At 65.3% G+C, this 14205-nt stretch carries 14 protein-coding genes; 5 read left to right on the top strand and 9 right to left on the bottom strand.

The window, feature by feature from the left end; genetic code table 11:
- Positions 1 to 229 precede the first annotated feature (229 nt).
- The gene (istB, locus tag ACI7BZ_RS21155; RefSeq protein WP_510804056.1) at positions 230 to 958 is read right to left on the bottom strand and encodes an IS21-like element helper ATPase IstB; all 729 of its coding nucleotides are present in this window, start codon (positions 956 to 958) and stop codon (positions 230 to 232) included.
- Positions 958 to 2457, bottom strand: coding sequence for an IS21 family transposase (gene istA / locus ACI7BZ_RS21150; RefSeq protein ID WP_414119249.1), 1500 nt, complete (start codon positions 2455 to 2457; stop codon positions 958 to 960). The genes istB and istA overlap by 1 nt, the downstream gene beginning before the upstream one ends.
- Before the next feature lie 409 nt (positions 2458 to 2866).
- Between istA and ACI7BZ_RS21145 the strand changes: the two genes are divergently transcribed.
- A complete protein-coding gene (locus ACI7BZ_RS21145; RefSeq protein WP_414119248.1) occupies positions 2867 to 3760 on the top strand; it encodes a DUF3991 domain-containing protein in 894 nt (297 codons plus the stop codon).
- Positions 3761 to 3762: 2 nt separating this feature from the next.
- Here the strand turns inward: ACI7BZ_RS21145 and ACI7BZ_RS21140 are convergent, their stop codons facing one another.
- The 3 genes from ACI7BZ_RS21140 to ACI7BZ_RS21130 all read right to left on the bottom strand — a co-directional run bounded on the left by ACI7BZ_RS21140 (position 3763) and on the right by ACI7BZ_RS21130 (position 4788).
- The gene (locus ACI7BZ_RS21140; protein WP_282639853.1) at positions 3763 to 4203 is read right to left on the bottom strand and encodes a type II toxin-antitoxin system VapC family toxin; all 441 of its coding nucleotides are present in this window, start codon (positions 4201 to 4203) and stop codon (positions 3763 to 3765) included.
- On the bottom strand, positions 4203 to 4442 hold the full coding sequence (locus tag ACI7BZ_RS21135) for a FitA-like ribbon-helix-helix domain-containing protein (protein WP_282639852.1): 240 nt from the start codon (positions 4440 to 4442) through the stop codon (positions 4203 to 4205). Before ACI7BZ_RS21135 ends, ACI7BZ_RS21140 begins: the two co-directional genes overlap by 1 nt.
- Positions 4443 to 4614: 172 nt before the next feature.
- Positions 4615 to 4788 carry a hypothetical protein gene (locus tag ACI7BZ_RS21130; RefSeq protein WP_349237833.1) on the bottom strand — a complete coding sequence of 58 codons (174 nt, stop codon included), beginning with the start codon at positions 4786 to 4788 and terminating at the stop codon, positions 4615 to 4617.
- Positions 4789 to 5309: 521 nt separating this feature from the next.
- Between ACI7BZ_RS21130 and ACI7BZ_RS21125 the strand changes: the two genes are divergently transcribed.
- Complete coding sequence (locus ACI7BZ_RS21125) at positions 5310 to 5606, top strand: DUF5983 family protein (protein WP_282639851.1); 297 nt, start codon at positions 5310 to 5312, stop codon at positions 5604 to 5606.
- Positions 5607 to 5626: 20 nt separating this feature from the next.
- Here ACI7BZ_RS21125 and ACI7BZ_RS21120 read toward each other — a convergent pair whose 3' ends face one another.
- Both ACI7BZ_RS21120 and ACI7BZ_RS21115 read right to left on the bottom strand, forming a co-directional pair.
- Positions 5627 to 6223 carry a mobile mystery protein B gene (locus tag ACI7BZ_RS21120; RefSeq protein ID WP_282639850.1) on the bottom strand — a complete coding sequence of 199 codons (597 nt, stop codon included), beginning with the start codon at positions 6221 to 6223 and terminating at the stop codon, positions 5627 to 5629.
- Positions 6220 to 6681 carry a mobile mystery protein A gene (locus ACI7BZ_RS21115; protein WP_282639849.1) on the bottom strand — a complete coding sequence of 154 codons (462 nt, stop codon included), beginning with the start codon at positions 6679 to 6681 and terminating at the stop codon, positions 6220 to 6222. Before ACI7BZ_RS21115 ends, ACI7BZ_RS21120 begins: the two co-directional genes overlap by 4 nt.
- Positions 6682 to 7040: 359 nt before the next feature.
- On the opposite strand from ACI7BZ_RS21115, the gene ACI7BZ_RS21110 reads away from it, so the two are divergent.
- The 3 genes from ACI7BZ_RS21110 to ACI7BZ_RS21100 all read left to right on the top strand — a co-directional run bounded on the left by ACI7BZ_RS21110 (position 7041) and on the right by ACI7BZ_RS21100 (position 13251).
- Positions 7041 to 7646, top strand: coding sequence for a DUF1419 domain-containing protein (locus tag ACI7BZ_RS21110; protein ID WP_282639848.1), 606 nt, complete (start codon positions 7041 to 7043; stop codon positions 7644 to 7646).
- Between the two features lie 10 nt (positions 7647 to 7656).
- Positions 7657 to 8055 carry a DUF3085 domain-containing protein gene (locus ACI7BZ_RS21105; RefSeq protein WP_282639847.1) on the top strand — a complete coding sequence of 133 codons (399 nt, stop codon included), beginning with the start codon at positions 7657 to 7659 and terminating at the stop codon, positions 8053 to 8055.
- Between the two features lie 108 nt (positions 8056 to 8163).
- Positions 8164 to 13251 (top strand): helicase-like domain-containing protein, encoded by a 5088-nt coding sequence (locus ACI7BZ_RS21100; RefSeq protein ID WP_414119247.1) that lies wholly within the window; start codon positions 8164 to 8166, stop codon positions 13249 to 13251.
- Here ACI7BZ_RS21100 and ACI7BZ_RS21095 read toward each other — a convergent pair.
- Positions 13248 to 13754, bottom strand: coding sequence for an RES family NAD+ phosphorylase (locus tag ACI7BZ_RS21095; RefSeq protein WP_414119317.1), 507 nt, complete (start codon positions 13752 to 13754; stop codon positions 13248 to 13250). The two genes, ACI7BZ_RS21100 and ACI7BZ_RS21095, sit on opposite strands and share 4 nt — an antisense overlap.
- Positions 13755 to 13758: 4 nt before the next feature.
- The gene (locus ACI7BZ_RS21090; protein ID WP_282639842.1) at positions 13759 to 14109 is read right to left on the bottom strand and encodes an antitoxin Xre/MbcA/ParS toxin-binding domain-containing protein; all 351 of its coding nucleotides are present in this window, start codon (positions 14107 to 14109) and stop codon (positions 13759 to 13761) included.
- Between the last annotated feature and the right edge of the window lie 96 nt (positions 14110 to 14205).

Genomic DNA, 14205 nt, shown 5'->3' with positions numbered 1-14205 from the left:
TATGTGCAGATCAAAAGAACGTGCGCGGGATGAGTGCCCGGCGCACATTCTATCGACGAGAGCCAGCGGACTTCAGCTCTCCATAATCTCGAACGGGTCATAATTGTCAATCGGCGCGGAAATCTGACCCCCTATCGGCGCCGAATATTGACCCCGGCCCGGGGCATCGACCCCACTGCCGCGGAGCGTTGGTTTGGCGCAGCGGCAGTGGGGTCGATGGTGGAGGAGGTCAGGCGCGGTTCTTGAAGCGCCAGCTCTCGTTTCCGGTCTCGACGATGTCGCAGTGGTGGGTGAGGCGATCGAGGAGCGCCGTGGTCATCTTGGGGTCGTTGAAGACGCTCGGCCACTCGCCGAAGGCGAGGTTGGTGGTGACGATGACCGAGGTCTGCTCGTAGAGCCGGCTGACGAGGTGGAACAGGAGCTGGCCGCCGGACTGGGCGAAGGGCAGGTAGCCGAGCTCGTCGAGGACGATGAAGTCCTTGCGGGAGAGATAATCGGCCATGCGACCCTGGCGGCCGGAACGGGCCTCGGCCTCCAGCTTGTTGACGAGGTCGACCACGTTGAAGAAGCGCCCCCTGGCGCCGCCGCGGATGGCGGACCGTGCGATGGCGATGGCCAGATGGGTCTTGCCGGTTCCGGTGCCCCCGATCAGCACCACGTTGCGCTGGTGGGCGAGGAAGTTGCCGCCGGCGAGGTCGCGCACCAGGGTCTCGTTGATGGGGGTGTCGTCGAACACGAAGTCGTCGATGTCCTTGGCCAGGGGCAGCTTGGCGATGGTGATCTGGTACTTGATGGAGCGGGCCTGCTTCTCGGAGATCTCCGCCGACAAAAGGTCGCCGACGATGCGCTGCGGCTCATGCTGGCGTTTGACGGCGGTGGCGATGATCTCGTCGTAGGCGGCCTTCATGCCATAGAGCTTGAGCTCGCCCATGGTCTCGAGGATCTGGGAACGCTCCATCATGGGGATCTCCTCAACAGGTCGTATCGTGAGCAGTCGGCGCTCGGGGCGTGGCGGAGGCGCAAGGCGTCGGGCGTGACGATGGTGAGGGGGGCTGCAGGCTCACGGCGCCGGGCGAGGATGTTGAGGATCACGTCGGCCGAGTGGACGCCCTGGCCGAGAGCTTCGGCGCACGCTGCATCGACCGCGGGCAGCCCGTCGCTCAGCACGTTGGTGAGGATGTCCACCATCTGCCGGTCGCCGTCGGCGGCACCGGCGAGCTTGCGCCGGACGCGATCGAGGCTCGTGGGCAGAACCCAGTCCTTGAACGGAGCGCCGTTCCTGAGGGCGCCGGGCTTGCGCGCCAGGACCGGCACATAGTGCCAGGGATCGAAGATGGTCTGGTCCCGGCCGAAGCAGCGCGGGTGGGAGCCGACCGGCCGGCCGTCCTGGCGCAGCTCGATCCGCTCCGCATAGGCCCGGACCTCGACCGGGCGTCCCACGGCGCTGGCGGAGACTGAATACCGGTTGTTATCGAAGCGGACCAGACAGGTCTTGGACACGGAGGCGGGCACGGAATGGAAGCCGTCGAACCGGCCGGCATAAGGCACCAGGGCTGGACGCTCCGCTTCGAAGGTCTGCCAGATGGTCTCCTCCCGCCGCTCGGGATGCGGGTGCCCCTTGGCGTAGGCGATGCACTGGTCCAGCAGCCAAGCGTTCAGCTCGTCATAGCTCTTCACCCGAAGCCGGGGGGTGAAGAAGCGCTCCCGCACCAGGCCGACCTGGTTCTCCACCTGCCCCTTCTCCCAGCCTGAGGCCGGCGTGCAGGCCACGGGATCGACGAGAAAGTGGCTGCACATCTGGAGGAAGCGGCGATTATAGGCCCGCTCCTTGCCCACGAAGATCGCGTCGACCGCGGTCTTCATGTTGTCGTAGATGCCGCGCGTGCAGCAGCCCTTGAAGAAGGCGAAGGCCCGATCGTGGGCGTCGAACACCATCTCCTGCGTCTCGCGCGGATAGGCCCGCACGAACAGCATCCGCGAATGGCACAGCCGCACATGGGCGACGCGCACCGACACCGTGGTGCCGTTGATCAGGACGATCTCGTGGCTCCAGTCGAACTGGTAGGCCTCGCCGGGCGCGAAGCTCAGGGGCACGTAGGCCGCAGCCGTCATCGTCGCCTGCGCCCGCCGCCAGCCCTTGGCATAGCGGCGCAGCGCATCGTAGCTGCCCTCATACCCCTGGCTGCGCAGCTCCTCGAAGATGCGGATCAGCGTCAGCCGCTCCCGCGCCGGCTTCCCTTCATTGCTGGCGAGCAGCCCATCCAGGGCCTCCCGCCAGGGCCCGATCCGCGGCAGCGGCTGCACCTCCCGCTCGTAGCTGAAGGCCGTAGCTCCGGTCCGCAGCACCTTGCGCACCGTGTTCCGTGAGACGTGCAGCTCCCGCACGATCTCCTTGATGGACTTGCCGCGCACGAAATGCTCGCGCCGGATCCGTGCAATCGTATCCACGCCCTTCATCCCCAGCCCGCCCGTCGCAAAAAAACGACGGACCATGAGCCAAGAGGGGGGTCAAAATTACACGCCGATCCCCCTCACAACGGGGTCAATCTTCCATGCCGAAACACACATAATCGCGGTTATGTGGATATCGGCATAAGCACGAATACGATCCCCACCAGTTCGGCCCGGCTCATTGAGCCGGGTTCGCCCGTCCGGGCGCGTGCCGCTCGCGAGCGGGCGGCCGCAAGGGAAGCTGCGCCGCGGCTGGTCGATGTCACGGCGCTGCGCGCCCTGCAGGATTCACCAGTTGCCAGCCGCGCCCTTGCCCCCTTCGCTCTTCGCGGCACCGGGGGATGGTCCCGCGAGGCGCGGGATAAGGATAATTCAAGCGGGAAAGGTCCGACCCGGGGCGTGTCGGAAGAGAAAGATGGAAAAGAGGGACATCGAGGAGCTGAGGGAGCGTGTGCCTTGTGCGGCCGTGCTCGAAAAGGCCGGGTTCGCGATCGATCTGAAGGAGAGTACGCGCAAGGCGGTCAAGTATCGGCGTCGTGACGACATCATCATCGTGATCCATGACGGCAAGGGCTGGTTCGATGCCCTGTCCGACGCCAAGGGAGATGTGTTTTCGCTAGTCGAACATCTCGACGATATCGGCTTTACCGAGGTTCTTCGGCAGGTCTCCTACCTGGTCGGCTTCGTGCCGAGCGAGGCCGTCTGGACGAGGCAGGTCCGCGAGCGCGATCCCGACATCGGCGTTTCCGAGCGCTGGCGCGCACGGCGCAAGCCATGGCGCGGCTCCATGACCTGGCGCTATCTGCGCGACGAGCGCGCTCTTCCGGAGACGGTCATCCGCGCCGCGATCCAGCAGGATCGGCTCCGCGAAGGTCCTCGCGGCAGCATGTGGGCTGCCCATGTCGATGGGGGTGGCCTTGTCACCGGCTGGGAAGAGCGCGGCCCCGAATGGCGCGGTTTCGCCAGCGGCGGCGGAAAGGTCCTGTTCCGCCTCGGACCGATCGGCGCCCTCCGGCTCTGCGTCACCGAGGCGGCGATCGACGCGATGAGCCTCGCCGCGATCGAAGAGCTACGCTCCGATAGCCTCTATCTCAGCACGGGCGGCGGATGGGCGCCGGCGACGGTGGCCGCCATCCGGGGGCTCGCGTCGCACCCGGGCGCCCTGCTTGTCGCGGCGACCGACAACAATGAGCAGGGCGAGGTCTTTGCCGGCCGCATGGAGGCGATCGCGGCTGCCGCGACCTGTGCCTATGAGCGGCTTCGCCCACGGGCGGGCGACTGGAACGAGGAGTTATGCACGCGAGGCTGAGCCTAATGTGGATCGTTCCGCATGTCCGCGAGCGAAACACATAAGCCCACGATCTCACTCGATGCGCGCTCGGCAACGATGCGCAGCAGTCGCGCATCCGCCGTCACAAACCTTGATCCGGTCCCACGCGCGGCCGTGAGATAAGCGCAATCGTACGCCGGATGCGAAAGCTCGATCGCAAGGCTCGTTGCCTGTTCGAGCAAGCCCGTCATGGGCAGGAAGTCGATGCCGGAGCGTTCGAGCAGCCTGGCTGCCAGGACGGCCTCGTCGCGGCTGAGCTCGCTGCGGGCAACTTTCTTCCAAAGAATATTGGCGCATTCGGGAATCAAGAGCTCAGGCGCCGCGAACCGGAAACGCGATCGCAGATTGACGGCGGTCTCGGTCCCTTCCTCTTCCACGACCCATTTGATCGCGATGCTGGCGTCGACGACGAGCGTCTCCATCAACGCTCGTCTCGGCCTTTGCGCAGCAAGACTTCGGAGGGCGTCTGCTTGCGCGATGCGGTCAGCTTCCGCAGCTCGCTCGCGAGATCGTCAAAATCAGGCCCGCCCTCGCTCGCCAGCACCTGGCGCAGGATCTCGCGATGTTCGGCCTCCGCCGAGCGGCCGTGCCTCGCCGCTCGCATTTTCAGTTTCGCGATCAGATCGTCGTCCAGATTGCGGACATGCAGGTTTCCGGCCATCTCTTTGGCTCCATTGGGCTCATTGAGAGCAAAGATAGCAATTCTGGGAAGGACGAACAAGGAAGAAGGGATGAAAGAGGAGGGAAGCACGCATCCGCGCGGAAGGTTGGGGATACCGCCAGGCCGCTCTTGCCCGCCGCGAGGGCGGACTTAGCAAACCATCATTTGCTGGTCATAGGTTGGCCTGCCGTTCCGCCTTCCAGAACCAGAATGCGAGCAAGGGTGCGATCACGACCTCGAAGAGCAATGACGGGGCGATTTCGGGGCTGAACAGCAGGCTCGGTTCATATCCGCTCATTCGCGCCAGACCGCCCATGAAGATCATCGTGACGAGAGCGATCAGCACAGTGCGTAAGCGCTGGAACGCCAGGCGATCCCGACGACCCGCCGGCGGCGGCCTCCCCGACCATCGAGCCAGGGGAGATCGAACAATGAGCCCTCATTCCTGGCGCGCGCTCAAGGCGTCCGCATCCCGGCAGCTTACACAGGCCTGCCCGCTTCTCGCGGACCGGCCGACGGCAGGGGCTGTCAGAGCGCTGTTCACGATTGTCGCCCTCGCCGACGTCAGGCTCACGGCGAGGGCGATCGACGGAAGCCTCAGGGCCGATCTGCGGACGCGTCCGGCGCCACGAAACGATCCGCAGGCGGATGCGCTTCTCGACGAGATCGCCGGCGTCATAAGCGATCATGCCTGCCAGCCGCGGTCGCGCTCGGGCGCCGACTTTGCGGTTCGGCTCGGTGGGTACCACGGCTTCGCTGACCTGATGGCCGATCTGCTGTCAGCCGGTGCGTCGCAGGAGGAGCCTTCGGCCGTCGCCGCATTGGCCGGTAGTGCGATCCGGGGCCTCTCGGAACGGATAATGACACTTGCTCTCGAGCATCTCCATGCGATTTTCGCGCGGGATCTCGACCGGCCATGTCCGGGAGGCGACCGCTCGGCGCCTCGACGCTACGCCCTTCCGGCAATGGCCATGCCTCGGAGGGCGTTATGGCGAGTATGGCTGGCTCGTCTACGCCCATGACGAAAACAGCGGAATGGGTGCCGACGCCATCCCGGAGGTGCTGTTCGCGGTCATGAGCTGGTCGCAAAAGCAGGGCTGCGATCACGTACTTTTCGATCGTGATGGCAATATCGTCGACGAGTTGCCCCACTTCGACTGGTGATGCGGCGACGCCCGCGAAAGTCATCCGCGAGCAAAGGCGAGAAGCGGACCAATATCGTGATTGTCGGCGGATCGCAGCGCGGTCACATAGCGAGCGCGCAATGCGCCGACATCGGCGAGGCTGCCGCCGCCCCAGCTGAACGGTTGTCTTCCGAGCTTCTCGACGAGGAGGTCGGCTGCCAGGCGCGCATGGCGGCCGTTGCCGTTCGGGAACGGATGGATGGCGACGAGACGATGGTGGAACCTGATCGCGATCTCGTCGGGCGGAAACGTGGCATGCTCCACCCAATAGCGTACATCGCCCAGGAGGTTCGTGAGCTCCACCGCGATACGATAGGCTTGAATGCCGATGTTGCGCTCGGTGCTTCGGAAGGTTCCTGCCCACTCCCAGACCTCGCCGAACATGCGCTTGTGCAGCGTCCGCACGAAGTCGTCGGTGAGCATCCTGTCGATGGGCAATCGCCGCCTTCCGCGAGCCCAGGCCGCGCCCGCGACGATATTCTCCTGTTCGGCCTCGTTCAGATCCTTGCGATGTGTGATCCAGCTCTGGAGCAGGCCGTCGCGCTCGCCGGGCTCAAGGGGCGTCGCATCTTCCGGCTCCTGAAACAGGTCGGTCATGCTTCGCTCCAGAGGTCGCGCTCCGAAAGCCTGTCGCGGATATAGGCCTGCACGCGTGCTTCGAAGTCGCTGCCGCTGGTCTCCTGCGCTTCCAGCCGCATCGTATGGGCGACGCGCTGCAGGTCCCGCATGGCGATCTGTCGCGCGCGAGCGTCGACAGTCTCGTCCAGCGAGCTGTTCGGCACGAGCGCATAGACGAGCGTGCAGTCGAGCGCCTCGGCCGCCCGGCGCAGCGTGCTGAGCTGGATCGACCCCGCCGCCTCCGACTTCTCGATCGCCTCCACGGTCTGCGGCCGGATTCCCATGCGATGGCCGAGCTGCGCGCCGGTCATGCCGAGCGCGTCTCGAAGGGCCCGGATCCAGCCCTTCGGCGGTGGCCGGAAACGGTCGACCGGCTGCAGGACACGCAACCTTTCGTCAAGACGGACGCGGGCGCGCCTGCGTGCATCGCTTTTCATCCGCAGCCCTTTCAAATCTATCAGATTATAGTCTGATAACGTCCGGACAAATATCAATCTGTGACCTGTTTCGCAATGAAAATAGATAAGCCTATGCTCTGATAAACTCACATAATCTCACAGCCTATGAGCTGAATATGGCGCAGTCGTATAGGGAAGGAAATCAGGAAGAGGAGAGGAGAAGACTGGCTGCCGCATGCCCGCCGTCCGCGTCAAGGGTGGCGCTTCGCCCGCTGCGCGGCCCTTGACCCGTCCGGACCGAGAGGCGGCCGCAGGGAGAGGTCCTGAAGGGCTGAAGATGATGGTGATCCAGGAGGATGCACCGCGCTCCAGCCCGACGAGGCTGAAGGAGCCCCGACATGACCCTCTCCACCCCTATCCGCAAGGTGTTTCAAGGCGTCCCCGACCGGCGCCAGATGTTCCAGATGTTCGACCGTCATGCGCAGCGGCCCAATCGCTGGGAGGATCAGGCGAGCGCGCTCTATGCCGGCGAATGGTTTGAGATCGACCGGATCGACCACGACTATATGTTTGAGATCCTGCCGCCGCTGTGGATGCGCGGCGACATGTTCGCGATGCGCGAATTCCTGACCGGCAGCGTCACCAGCGTCTTCTTCGCGCTGATGATCGACGGGAACCTCCGCCACTTCCACGGCTATTGCGATCTCGCCGACAAGGGTTCTTCCGAGCGGATGCATGCCGCGATCATCGACCGGGAATCGCGGCCAGTGAAGGCGATGACGCGAACCGAGCGTCTCGAGCACATCTGGAGCTCGACGCATGACGATTATCGCGGCTATGCCGGCGATCGCTGGCCGGAGGCCGATCGCGGCAAGCGCACCGTGCTGTTCTATGGCGGACGGCAAGGCACCAGCCTGATCTTGCTCGACAGTCTGACCGAGGTACAGATCTCCGCCAAGCTGCCGGTGCATTTGCGCTACCTGCCCGACGCGATCGCGGCGTGAGGTGGCGTTCATGTTCACCTTCCCTCTGCCGGAGGTCCGCGCCGTCATTGCGCGCGGACGATCCGACGCCGCGGCCAATGGCGGCCATCGCAATCCCCATTACGGTCTCTCCCTTGGCAAGGACGAACAGCCCGGCCTGTGGCTCGTCGGCGATGAAGGGGTCTACCTCCTCTCGAATGGCAAGCTCGCCGAGGGGCAGCGCGCCCTCGTCTGCTACGCCGAGGAGTGCGATCCGAAGACCAATCCCGACTACTGGCACTACAAGCGCCAGCACTTCGGCGGGGATGACGGGATCGAATTCCTCGACGCCGTCGAGCTCGAGCGGCTGATGGCCGCCGTCCCCGCCGCCACGCACCTGACGATCGTGACGACCGACACCAGCCTGTCGCTCGGCCTGATCCGCCGCTGAACCGGCGGGCGGGCCTCGCCCACCTTTCCCGACAACCGAACGCGTCTCAGCTTCGCCGGCTTCCGGCGGGGCCGATGGCGCGCGCCCTCATCACAGGAGACCGCCACAATGGCGCAAGACGATCCCTTCACCCTAGACCTGTTCGGGAACACCGCGCTGTCGTCCGGCCTCGGCCTCGACGTCACCGCATTCGCGGCAAGCTTTACCGAGGGACCGAACGACGACGATCCTCCGCCCACGACGCCGGCGCCGGCCGCGCCGATGGCTGCGGCTGAACGGCGATCCGTCGCGCGCCCTGCCGAGAGGGGTGAGAACTTTTATCTCGCCGGCACCCGCCAGCTTGCCCGTTCGTGGAAGGATCGCGCCCGCGACAATCTCGTCGCCATACGCCTCTCGGCCGAAATCGAACAGGCGCAGCGCTCGGCCACACCGGAGGAGCAGTCGGCGCTGATCAAGTTCACCGGCTTCGGCGCGTCCGATCTCGCCAATGGCATGTTTCGCCGGCCCGGCGAGGGCGGGTTCCGGAAGGGCTGGGAGACGCTCGGAGCCGGGCTGGAGGAAGCCGTGAGCAGCGCGGACTACGCCTCGCTCGCACGCTGCACGCAGTATGCGCACTTCACGCCCGAATATATCGTCCGCGCCATCTGGGCTGGCGTACTGCGTCTCGGCTGGCGCGGTGGCCGGGTGCTGGAGCCGGGCATCGGCACGGGGCTGTTTCCCGCCCTGATGCCGGACGGACTGCGGGCGTCGTCGCATGTCACGGGCGTCGAGCTCGATCCCGTCACAGCTCGGATTGTCCGGCTCCTCCAGCCGCGCGCCCGGATCATCGCTGGCGACTTCGCCCGCGTCGACCTGCCGGCACATTTCGATCTGGCGATCGGCAATCCGCCCTTCTCCGACCGCACCGTGCGCTCGGATCGGGCTTTCCGCTCACTCGGCCTGCGGCTGCACGACTACTTCATCGCCAAGGCGATCAGCCGGCTGAAGCCGGGAGCGCTTGCCGCCTTCGTCACCTCGCACGACACGATGGACAAGGCGGACAGCTCGGCCCGCGCGCATATCGCGACCATGGCCGATCTCGTCGGCGCGGTGCGCCTGCCCGAGGGCAGTTTCCGGGCAGACGCCGGCACCGAGACGCAAGTCGATATCCTGTTCTTCCGCCGGCGGCGGGACGGCCAGCCGGAGGGCGACCTGTCCTGGCTTGACCTCGAGGAGGTCCGGCCCGCGACGGATGACGAGGCGGCGATCCGGATCAACCGCTGGTTCGCGCGCCATCCCGGCATGGTGCTGGGAGCGCATGGCCTGACCTCGGGCCCCTTCGGCGAGACCTATACATGCAGCGCACGCGACGGCGAGGATCTCGATGCCGCGCTTGCGGCCACGCTCACCTTCCTTCCGGAAGACATCTATGACGGTGACCCGGAGCCGATCTCGGCGGATCTTGAGGAGCCGAGCCCGACCGCCGACCTGCCCGGCGCGTCCCGAGCGCGGGAGGGCAGCTACTTCGTCGACAGCCGGCATGGCCTCATGCAGGTCGTCGACGGCGCGCCGGTCGCGATCCATGTGCGCAAGGGGCGCAGCGGCAACGGGATTCCGGAAAAGCACGTCCGCATTCTCCGCAAGCTGATCCCGATCCGCGACGCGGTCCGCGAGGTGCTGAAGGCCCAGGAGTTCGACAAGCCGTGGAAGCCGGCACAGGTGAAGCTGCGCATCGCCTGGTCGAACTTCGTGCGCGACTTCGGCCCGATCAACACCACTGTCGTCTCGACCAGCGAGGATGAGGAGACCGGCGACGTGCGTGAGACGCACCGCCGCCCGAACATCCAGCCCTTCCTCGACGATCCCGATTGCTGGCTGGTCGCGTCGATCGAGGACTACGACCTTGAGAGCAACACGGCCAAGCCCGGCCCGATCTTCACCGAGCGGGTCATCGCGCCGCCGCCGGCGCCGATCATCACCTCGCCGGCCGATGCGCTCGCCGTGGTGCTCAACGAGCGCGGCCATGTCGATCCCGACCACATTGCCGAGCTGCTGCACCGGGATGTCGAGGCTGTCATCGCCGAGCTCGGCAACGGCATCTTCCGCGACCCGGCCGATGGCTCCTGGCAGACCGCCGACGCCTATCTCTCGGGGGCCGTCCGCTCGAAGCTCGTCTCCGCGCAGGCCGCAGCTGGGCTCGATCCTGCGTATCTGCGCAATGTCACCGCACTGCAGGCCGTGCAGCCGGCCGACCTTCGGCCCTCCGACATCACCGCGCGTCTCGGCGCGCCGTGGATCCCGGCCGCCGATATCGTCGCCTTCGTCAGGGAAACGATGGGCGTCGAGATCAAGATCCACCACATGCCGGAGCTGGCATCCTGGACCGTCGAGGCGCGGCAGCTCGGCTATATGGCGGCCGGCACGTCGGAGTGGGGCACCGACCGGCGTCACGCCGGCCAGCTCCTTTCGGATGCGCTGAACTCCTCGGTGCCACAGATCTTCGACATCGTGAAGGACGGCGAAAGCGAGCGCCGCGTGCTCAATGTCGTCGACACGGAAGCCGCCAAGGAAAAGCTCACCAAGATCAAGGCCGCGTTCCAGAAGTGGATCTGGAGCGACGCCGACCGGACCGACCGGCTGGCGCGGGTCTACAATGACCGCTTCAACAATATCGCGCCTCGCGCCTTCAACGGCGATCATCTCCAGCTTCCGGGCGCCTCTGGCGCCTTTTCGCTGTATGGGCACCAGAAGCGGGTCATCTGGCGCATCATCTCCTCCGGCAGCACCTATGTCGCCCACGCCGTCGGCGCCGGGAAAACCATGTCGATCGCCGCCGCGATCATGGAGCAGCGCCGGCTCGGGCTGATCGCCAAGGCCATGCTCGTCGTTCCCGGCCATTGCCTGGCGCAGGCCGCGAGGGAGTTTCTCGCTCTCTATCCGAATGCCCGTATCCTCGTCGCCGACGAGACCAACTTCACCAAGGACAAGCGGCACCGCTTCCTGTCGCGCGCGGCGACGGCGACGTGGGACGCGATCATCATCACCCACAGCGCCTTCCGCTTCATCGGCGTGCCGTCGGCGTTCGAGAGCCAAATGATCCAGGATGAGCTGGAACTCTACGAGGAACTGCTGACCAAGGTCGAGAGCGACGATCGCGTCTCGCGCAAACGCCTCGAGCGATTGAAGGAAGGCCTGAAGGAACGGCTGGAGGCGCTCTCAACGCGGAAGGATGACCTTCTCACCATCTCCGAGATCGGTGTCGACCAGATCATCGTTGATGAAGCGCAAGAGTTCCGCAAGCTCTCCTTCGCCACCAACATGTCGACGCTGAAAGGCATCGATCCGAACGGCTCGCAGCGGGCCTGGGACCTGTTCGTCAAAGCCCGCTTCATCGAGACGAAAAACCCGGGCAGGGCGCTCGTGCTCGCCTCCGGCACGCCGATCACAAACACGCTTGGCGAGATGTTCACCGTGCAGAGGCTACTCGGCCACGCGGCGCTGCGTGAGCGCGGGCTGCACGAGTTCGACGCATGGGCCTCGACCTTCGGCGACGCATCCACCGAGCTCGAGCTCCAGCCGTCGGGCAAATACAAGCCGGTCACGCGCTTCGCGCAGTTCGTGAATGTCGCCGAGCTGATCGCCATGTTCCGCTCCTTCGCCGACGTGGTGATGCCGGCGGACCTGCGCGAGTCCGTGAAGGTGCCGGAGATCTCAGGCGGCAAGCGCCAGATCATCACCGCGCCGCCGAGCGCGGCGTTCAAGGCCTATCAGCGCCAGCTCGAGGTCCGCATCACCGCCATAGAGCAACGCGACCGTCCGCCCGAGCCCGGTGACGACATCCTGCTCTCCGTCATCACCGACGGGCGCCATGCCGCGATCGATCTTCGGCTGGTCGGTCCCGCCTATGACAACGAGCCCGGCAACAAGCTGAATCAGCTCGTCGCGAACGCCTTCCGCATCTGGCGGGAAACGGCGAAAATCACCTATGTCCGCGGCGATGGGAAGCCTTACGATCTGACTGGCGCCGCACAGATGATCTTTTCCGATCTGGGCACGCTCAATGTCGAGAAGACCCGCGGCTTTTCAGCTTATCGCTGGATCCGCGACGAACTGGTCCGCATGGGAGTGCCCGCTGCCGAGATCGCCTTCATTCAGGATTTCAAACGCTCTGATGCGAAGCAGCGCCTGTTCGGCGATGTCCGGGCCGGTAAGGTCCGCTTCCTTCTCGGCAGCTCGGAAACCATGGGGACCGGAGTCAACGCGCAGCTGAGGCTGAAGGCGCTGCATCACCTCGATGTGCCGTGGCTGCCGTCACAGATTGAGCAACGTGAAGGCAGGATCGTCAGGCAAGGCAATCAGCATGACGTCGTGGACATCTTTGCGTACGCAACGCTCGGGTCGCTCGACGCCACGATGTGGCAGAACAACGAGCGCAAGGCTCGCTTCATCACCGCCGCGCTTTCCGGCGACACCTCGATCCGCAGGCTGGAAGACATGGGCGAAGGGCAGGCATCGCAGTTCGCCATGGCGAAGGCCATTGCCAGTGGCGATCAGCGCCTGATGCAGAAGGCTGGGCTGGAGGCCGAGATCGCCCGGCTCGATCGCCTGCGTGCCGCCCATGTCGATGACCAGCATGCCATTCGCCGCCAGATCCGCGATGCCGAGCGTGAGATCGAGCATGCGACCCGGCGCATGGCCGAGATTGGGCAAGACATCGAGCGGCTTGTGCCAACTGCCGGCGATGCTTTCGCCATGGCCGTGACCGGGAAACGCCACGCCGAGCGCAAGAGCGCCGGTCGCGCTCTGATGAAGGAGATCCTGACGCTTGTCCAACTCCAGCAGGAGGAGGTCGTTATCGCCTCGCTCGGCGGATTCGATCTCGAATTCTCCGGCGAGCGGGTCGGACGTGACGGCTTCCACTACACCACAATGCTGCTGCGGACCGGCGCAGACTTCGAGATCGATCTGCCTGTTACGGTCACGCCGCTCGGCGCCGTCGCTCGGCTCGAGCACGCGCTGTCGGGTTTCGAGGAAGAACAGGAAGGATATCGGCAGCGACTGAGCGATGCCCGCCGCCGCCTCGCTTCCTACCAGGCGCGCGCGGGCGGCGCATTCGCCTTCACCGACGAGCTGGAGATGAAGTGCACGCAGCTCGCCGAGATCGAGGCCGATCTTGCGAACGACGTCGAGAGTCCCCGCGATCTGATCGCTGCTTAGGAGCGCTCTGGCGACAAGCGATTCTCATCATCGATCAATACGAGACGAGATGGAGCCCCGTCGCCCCATCTCCAGAGCACGAGGTTCAAATCTTCGGCCGTCGCGCCGGCTGCGAAGCTCCTGACGAGCAAGCCGTTATAGCCGCCGGCAATAAGTCGCCGGGCAAAGGTCTGCGTCCGCGCTTCCCCGCTCGCCTTCATCTGGTCGCGCCATGTGCTGTCGGCGAGTGCCGCGGGGTCCATTCCCTTTGCCGCGAGCGCCTCATCATCCCGGCAATCGAATATGCCATCGATCTCCGCGTCGTAGCAGACGAGCGTGGTCGGCTGGAGATTGCCGACCTGATTGGCTTCGCGCAGCGCGGTCATCACTGATAATGACCCATAGAGTGCGGGCAGGCCCTTCGGGTTGAACCGTCCGCCATAGAGTTCGGCACCCCGCCCGGACAGTGGCTCGCGCGCATAGACCGGATTCAGCGCTCGATAGAGCTTTCCCCGATATTGCACGTCGTCAGGCGTGCACGCCGGCGTCGACCGCGTCGACATAATCGAGCACGTCATCCACGCGACCATTGCGCACGAGCTGCATGGCCGTCTGGCCGGAGAAGCCGGGCAGGGGCTCCGACCGGTACCAAGCATAGGCCATCAAGGTGGAGCCGAAGCGCGGCTCGACCTTGTTGATCACCTCGACCATCTCGCGCAGCCGGCGTTGGGTCTTGTCCGACCGGACGCGGTCCTTGCGCTGGACGGCATCCTTGCCGAGCCCGGCCGTGCGGGCGACTTCCTCGCTGGTGGTTCGAAACGCAACCGCGATCTTCCGGGGAGCGAGGAAGCCGTTATCCGCATATTGCGCCAACCCCATGCGAGCCTCCTATTGTCCGAATGACGCTACATCTGACGCAATATAGCGCCACTATGGCCGGCATTCAAGGTGCGTTATGAGGAGGAAAGGAGGGCC

Origin of the sequence: Xanthobacter sp. AM11 (genome assembly GCF_047444035.1) — a bacterium.
Taxonomy (GTDB): domain Bacteria; phylum Pseudomonadota; class Alphaproteobacteria; order Rhizobiales; family Xanthobacteraceae; genus Xanthobacter.
Note: the sequence above shows the minus strand (reverse complement) of the source record. Positions and strands in the feature narration are given on the sequence as shown.

Excerpts from the sequence above, each read along its gene's own strand:
- ACI7BZ_RS21105 (WP_282639847.1), top strand. The coding sequence starts at position 7,657 with ATGTTCACCTTCCCTCTGCCGGAGGTCCGCGCCGTCATTGCGCGCGGA.
- ACI7BZ_RS21120 (WP_282639850.1), bottom strand. The coding sequence starts at position 6,223 with ATGACCGACCTGTTTCAGGAGCCGGAAGATGCGACGCCCCTTGAGCCC.
- ACI7BZ_RS21145 (WP_414119248.1), top strand. The coding sequence starts at position 2,867 with ATGGAAAAGAGGGACATCGAGGAGCTGAGGGAGCGTGTGCCTTGTGCG.
- istB (WP_510804056.1), bottom strand. The coding sequence starts at position 958 with ATGGAGCGTTCCCAGATCCTCGAGACCATGGGCGAGCTCAAGCTCTAT.
- istA (WP_414119249.1), bottom strand. The coding sequence starts at position 2,457 with ATGAAGGGCGTGGATACGATTGCACGGATCCGGCGCGAGCATTTCGTG.
- ACI7BZ_RS21100 (WP_414119247.1), top strand. The coding sequence starts at position 8,164 with ATGGCGCAAGACGATCCCTTCACCCTAGACCTGTTCGGGAACACCGCG.
- ACI7BZ_RS21135 (WP_282639852.1), bottom strand. The coding sequence starts at position 4,442 with ATGGCCGGAAACCTGCATGTCCGCAATCTGGACGACGATCTGATCGCG.
- ACI7BZ_RS21115 (WP_282639849.1), bottom strand. The coding sequence starts at position 6,681 with ATGAAAAGCGATGCACGCAGGCGCGCCCGCGTCCGTCTTGACGAAAGG.
- ACI7BZ_RS21140 (WP_282639853.1), bottom strand. The coding sequence starts at position 4,203 with ATGGAGACGCTCGTCGTCGACGCCAGCATCGCGATCAAATGGGTCGTG.
- ACI7BZ_RS21090 (WP_282639842.1), bottom strand. The coding sequence starts at position 14,109 with ATGGGGTTGGCGCAATATGCGGATAACGGCTTCCTCGCTCCCCGGAAG.
- ACI7BZ_RS21110 (WP_282639848.1), top strand. The coding sequence starts at position 7,041 with ATGACCCTCTCCACCCCTATCCGCAAGGTGTTTCAAGGCGTCCCCGAC.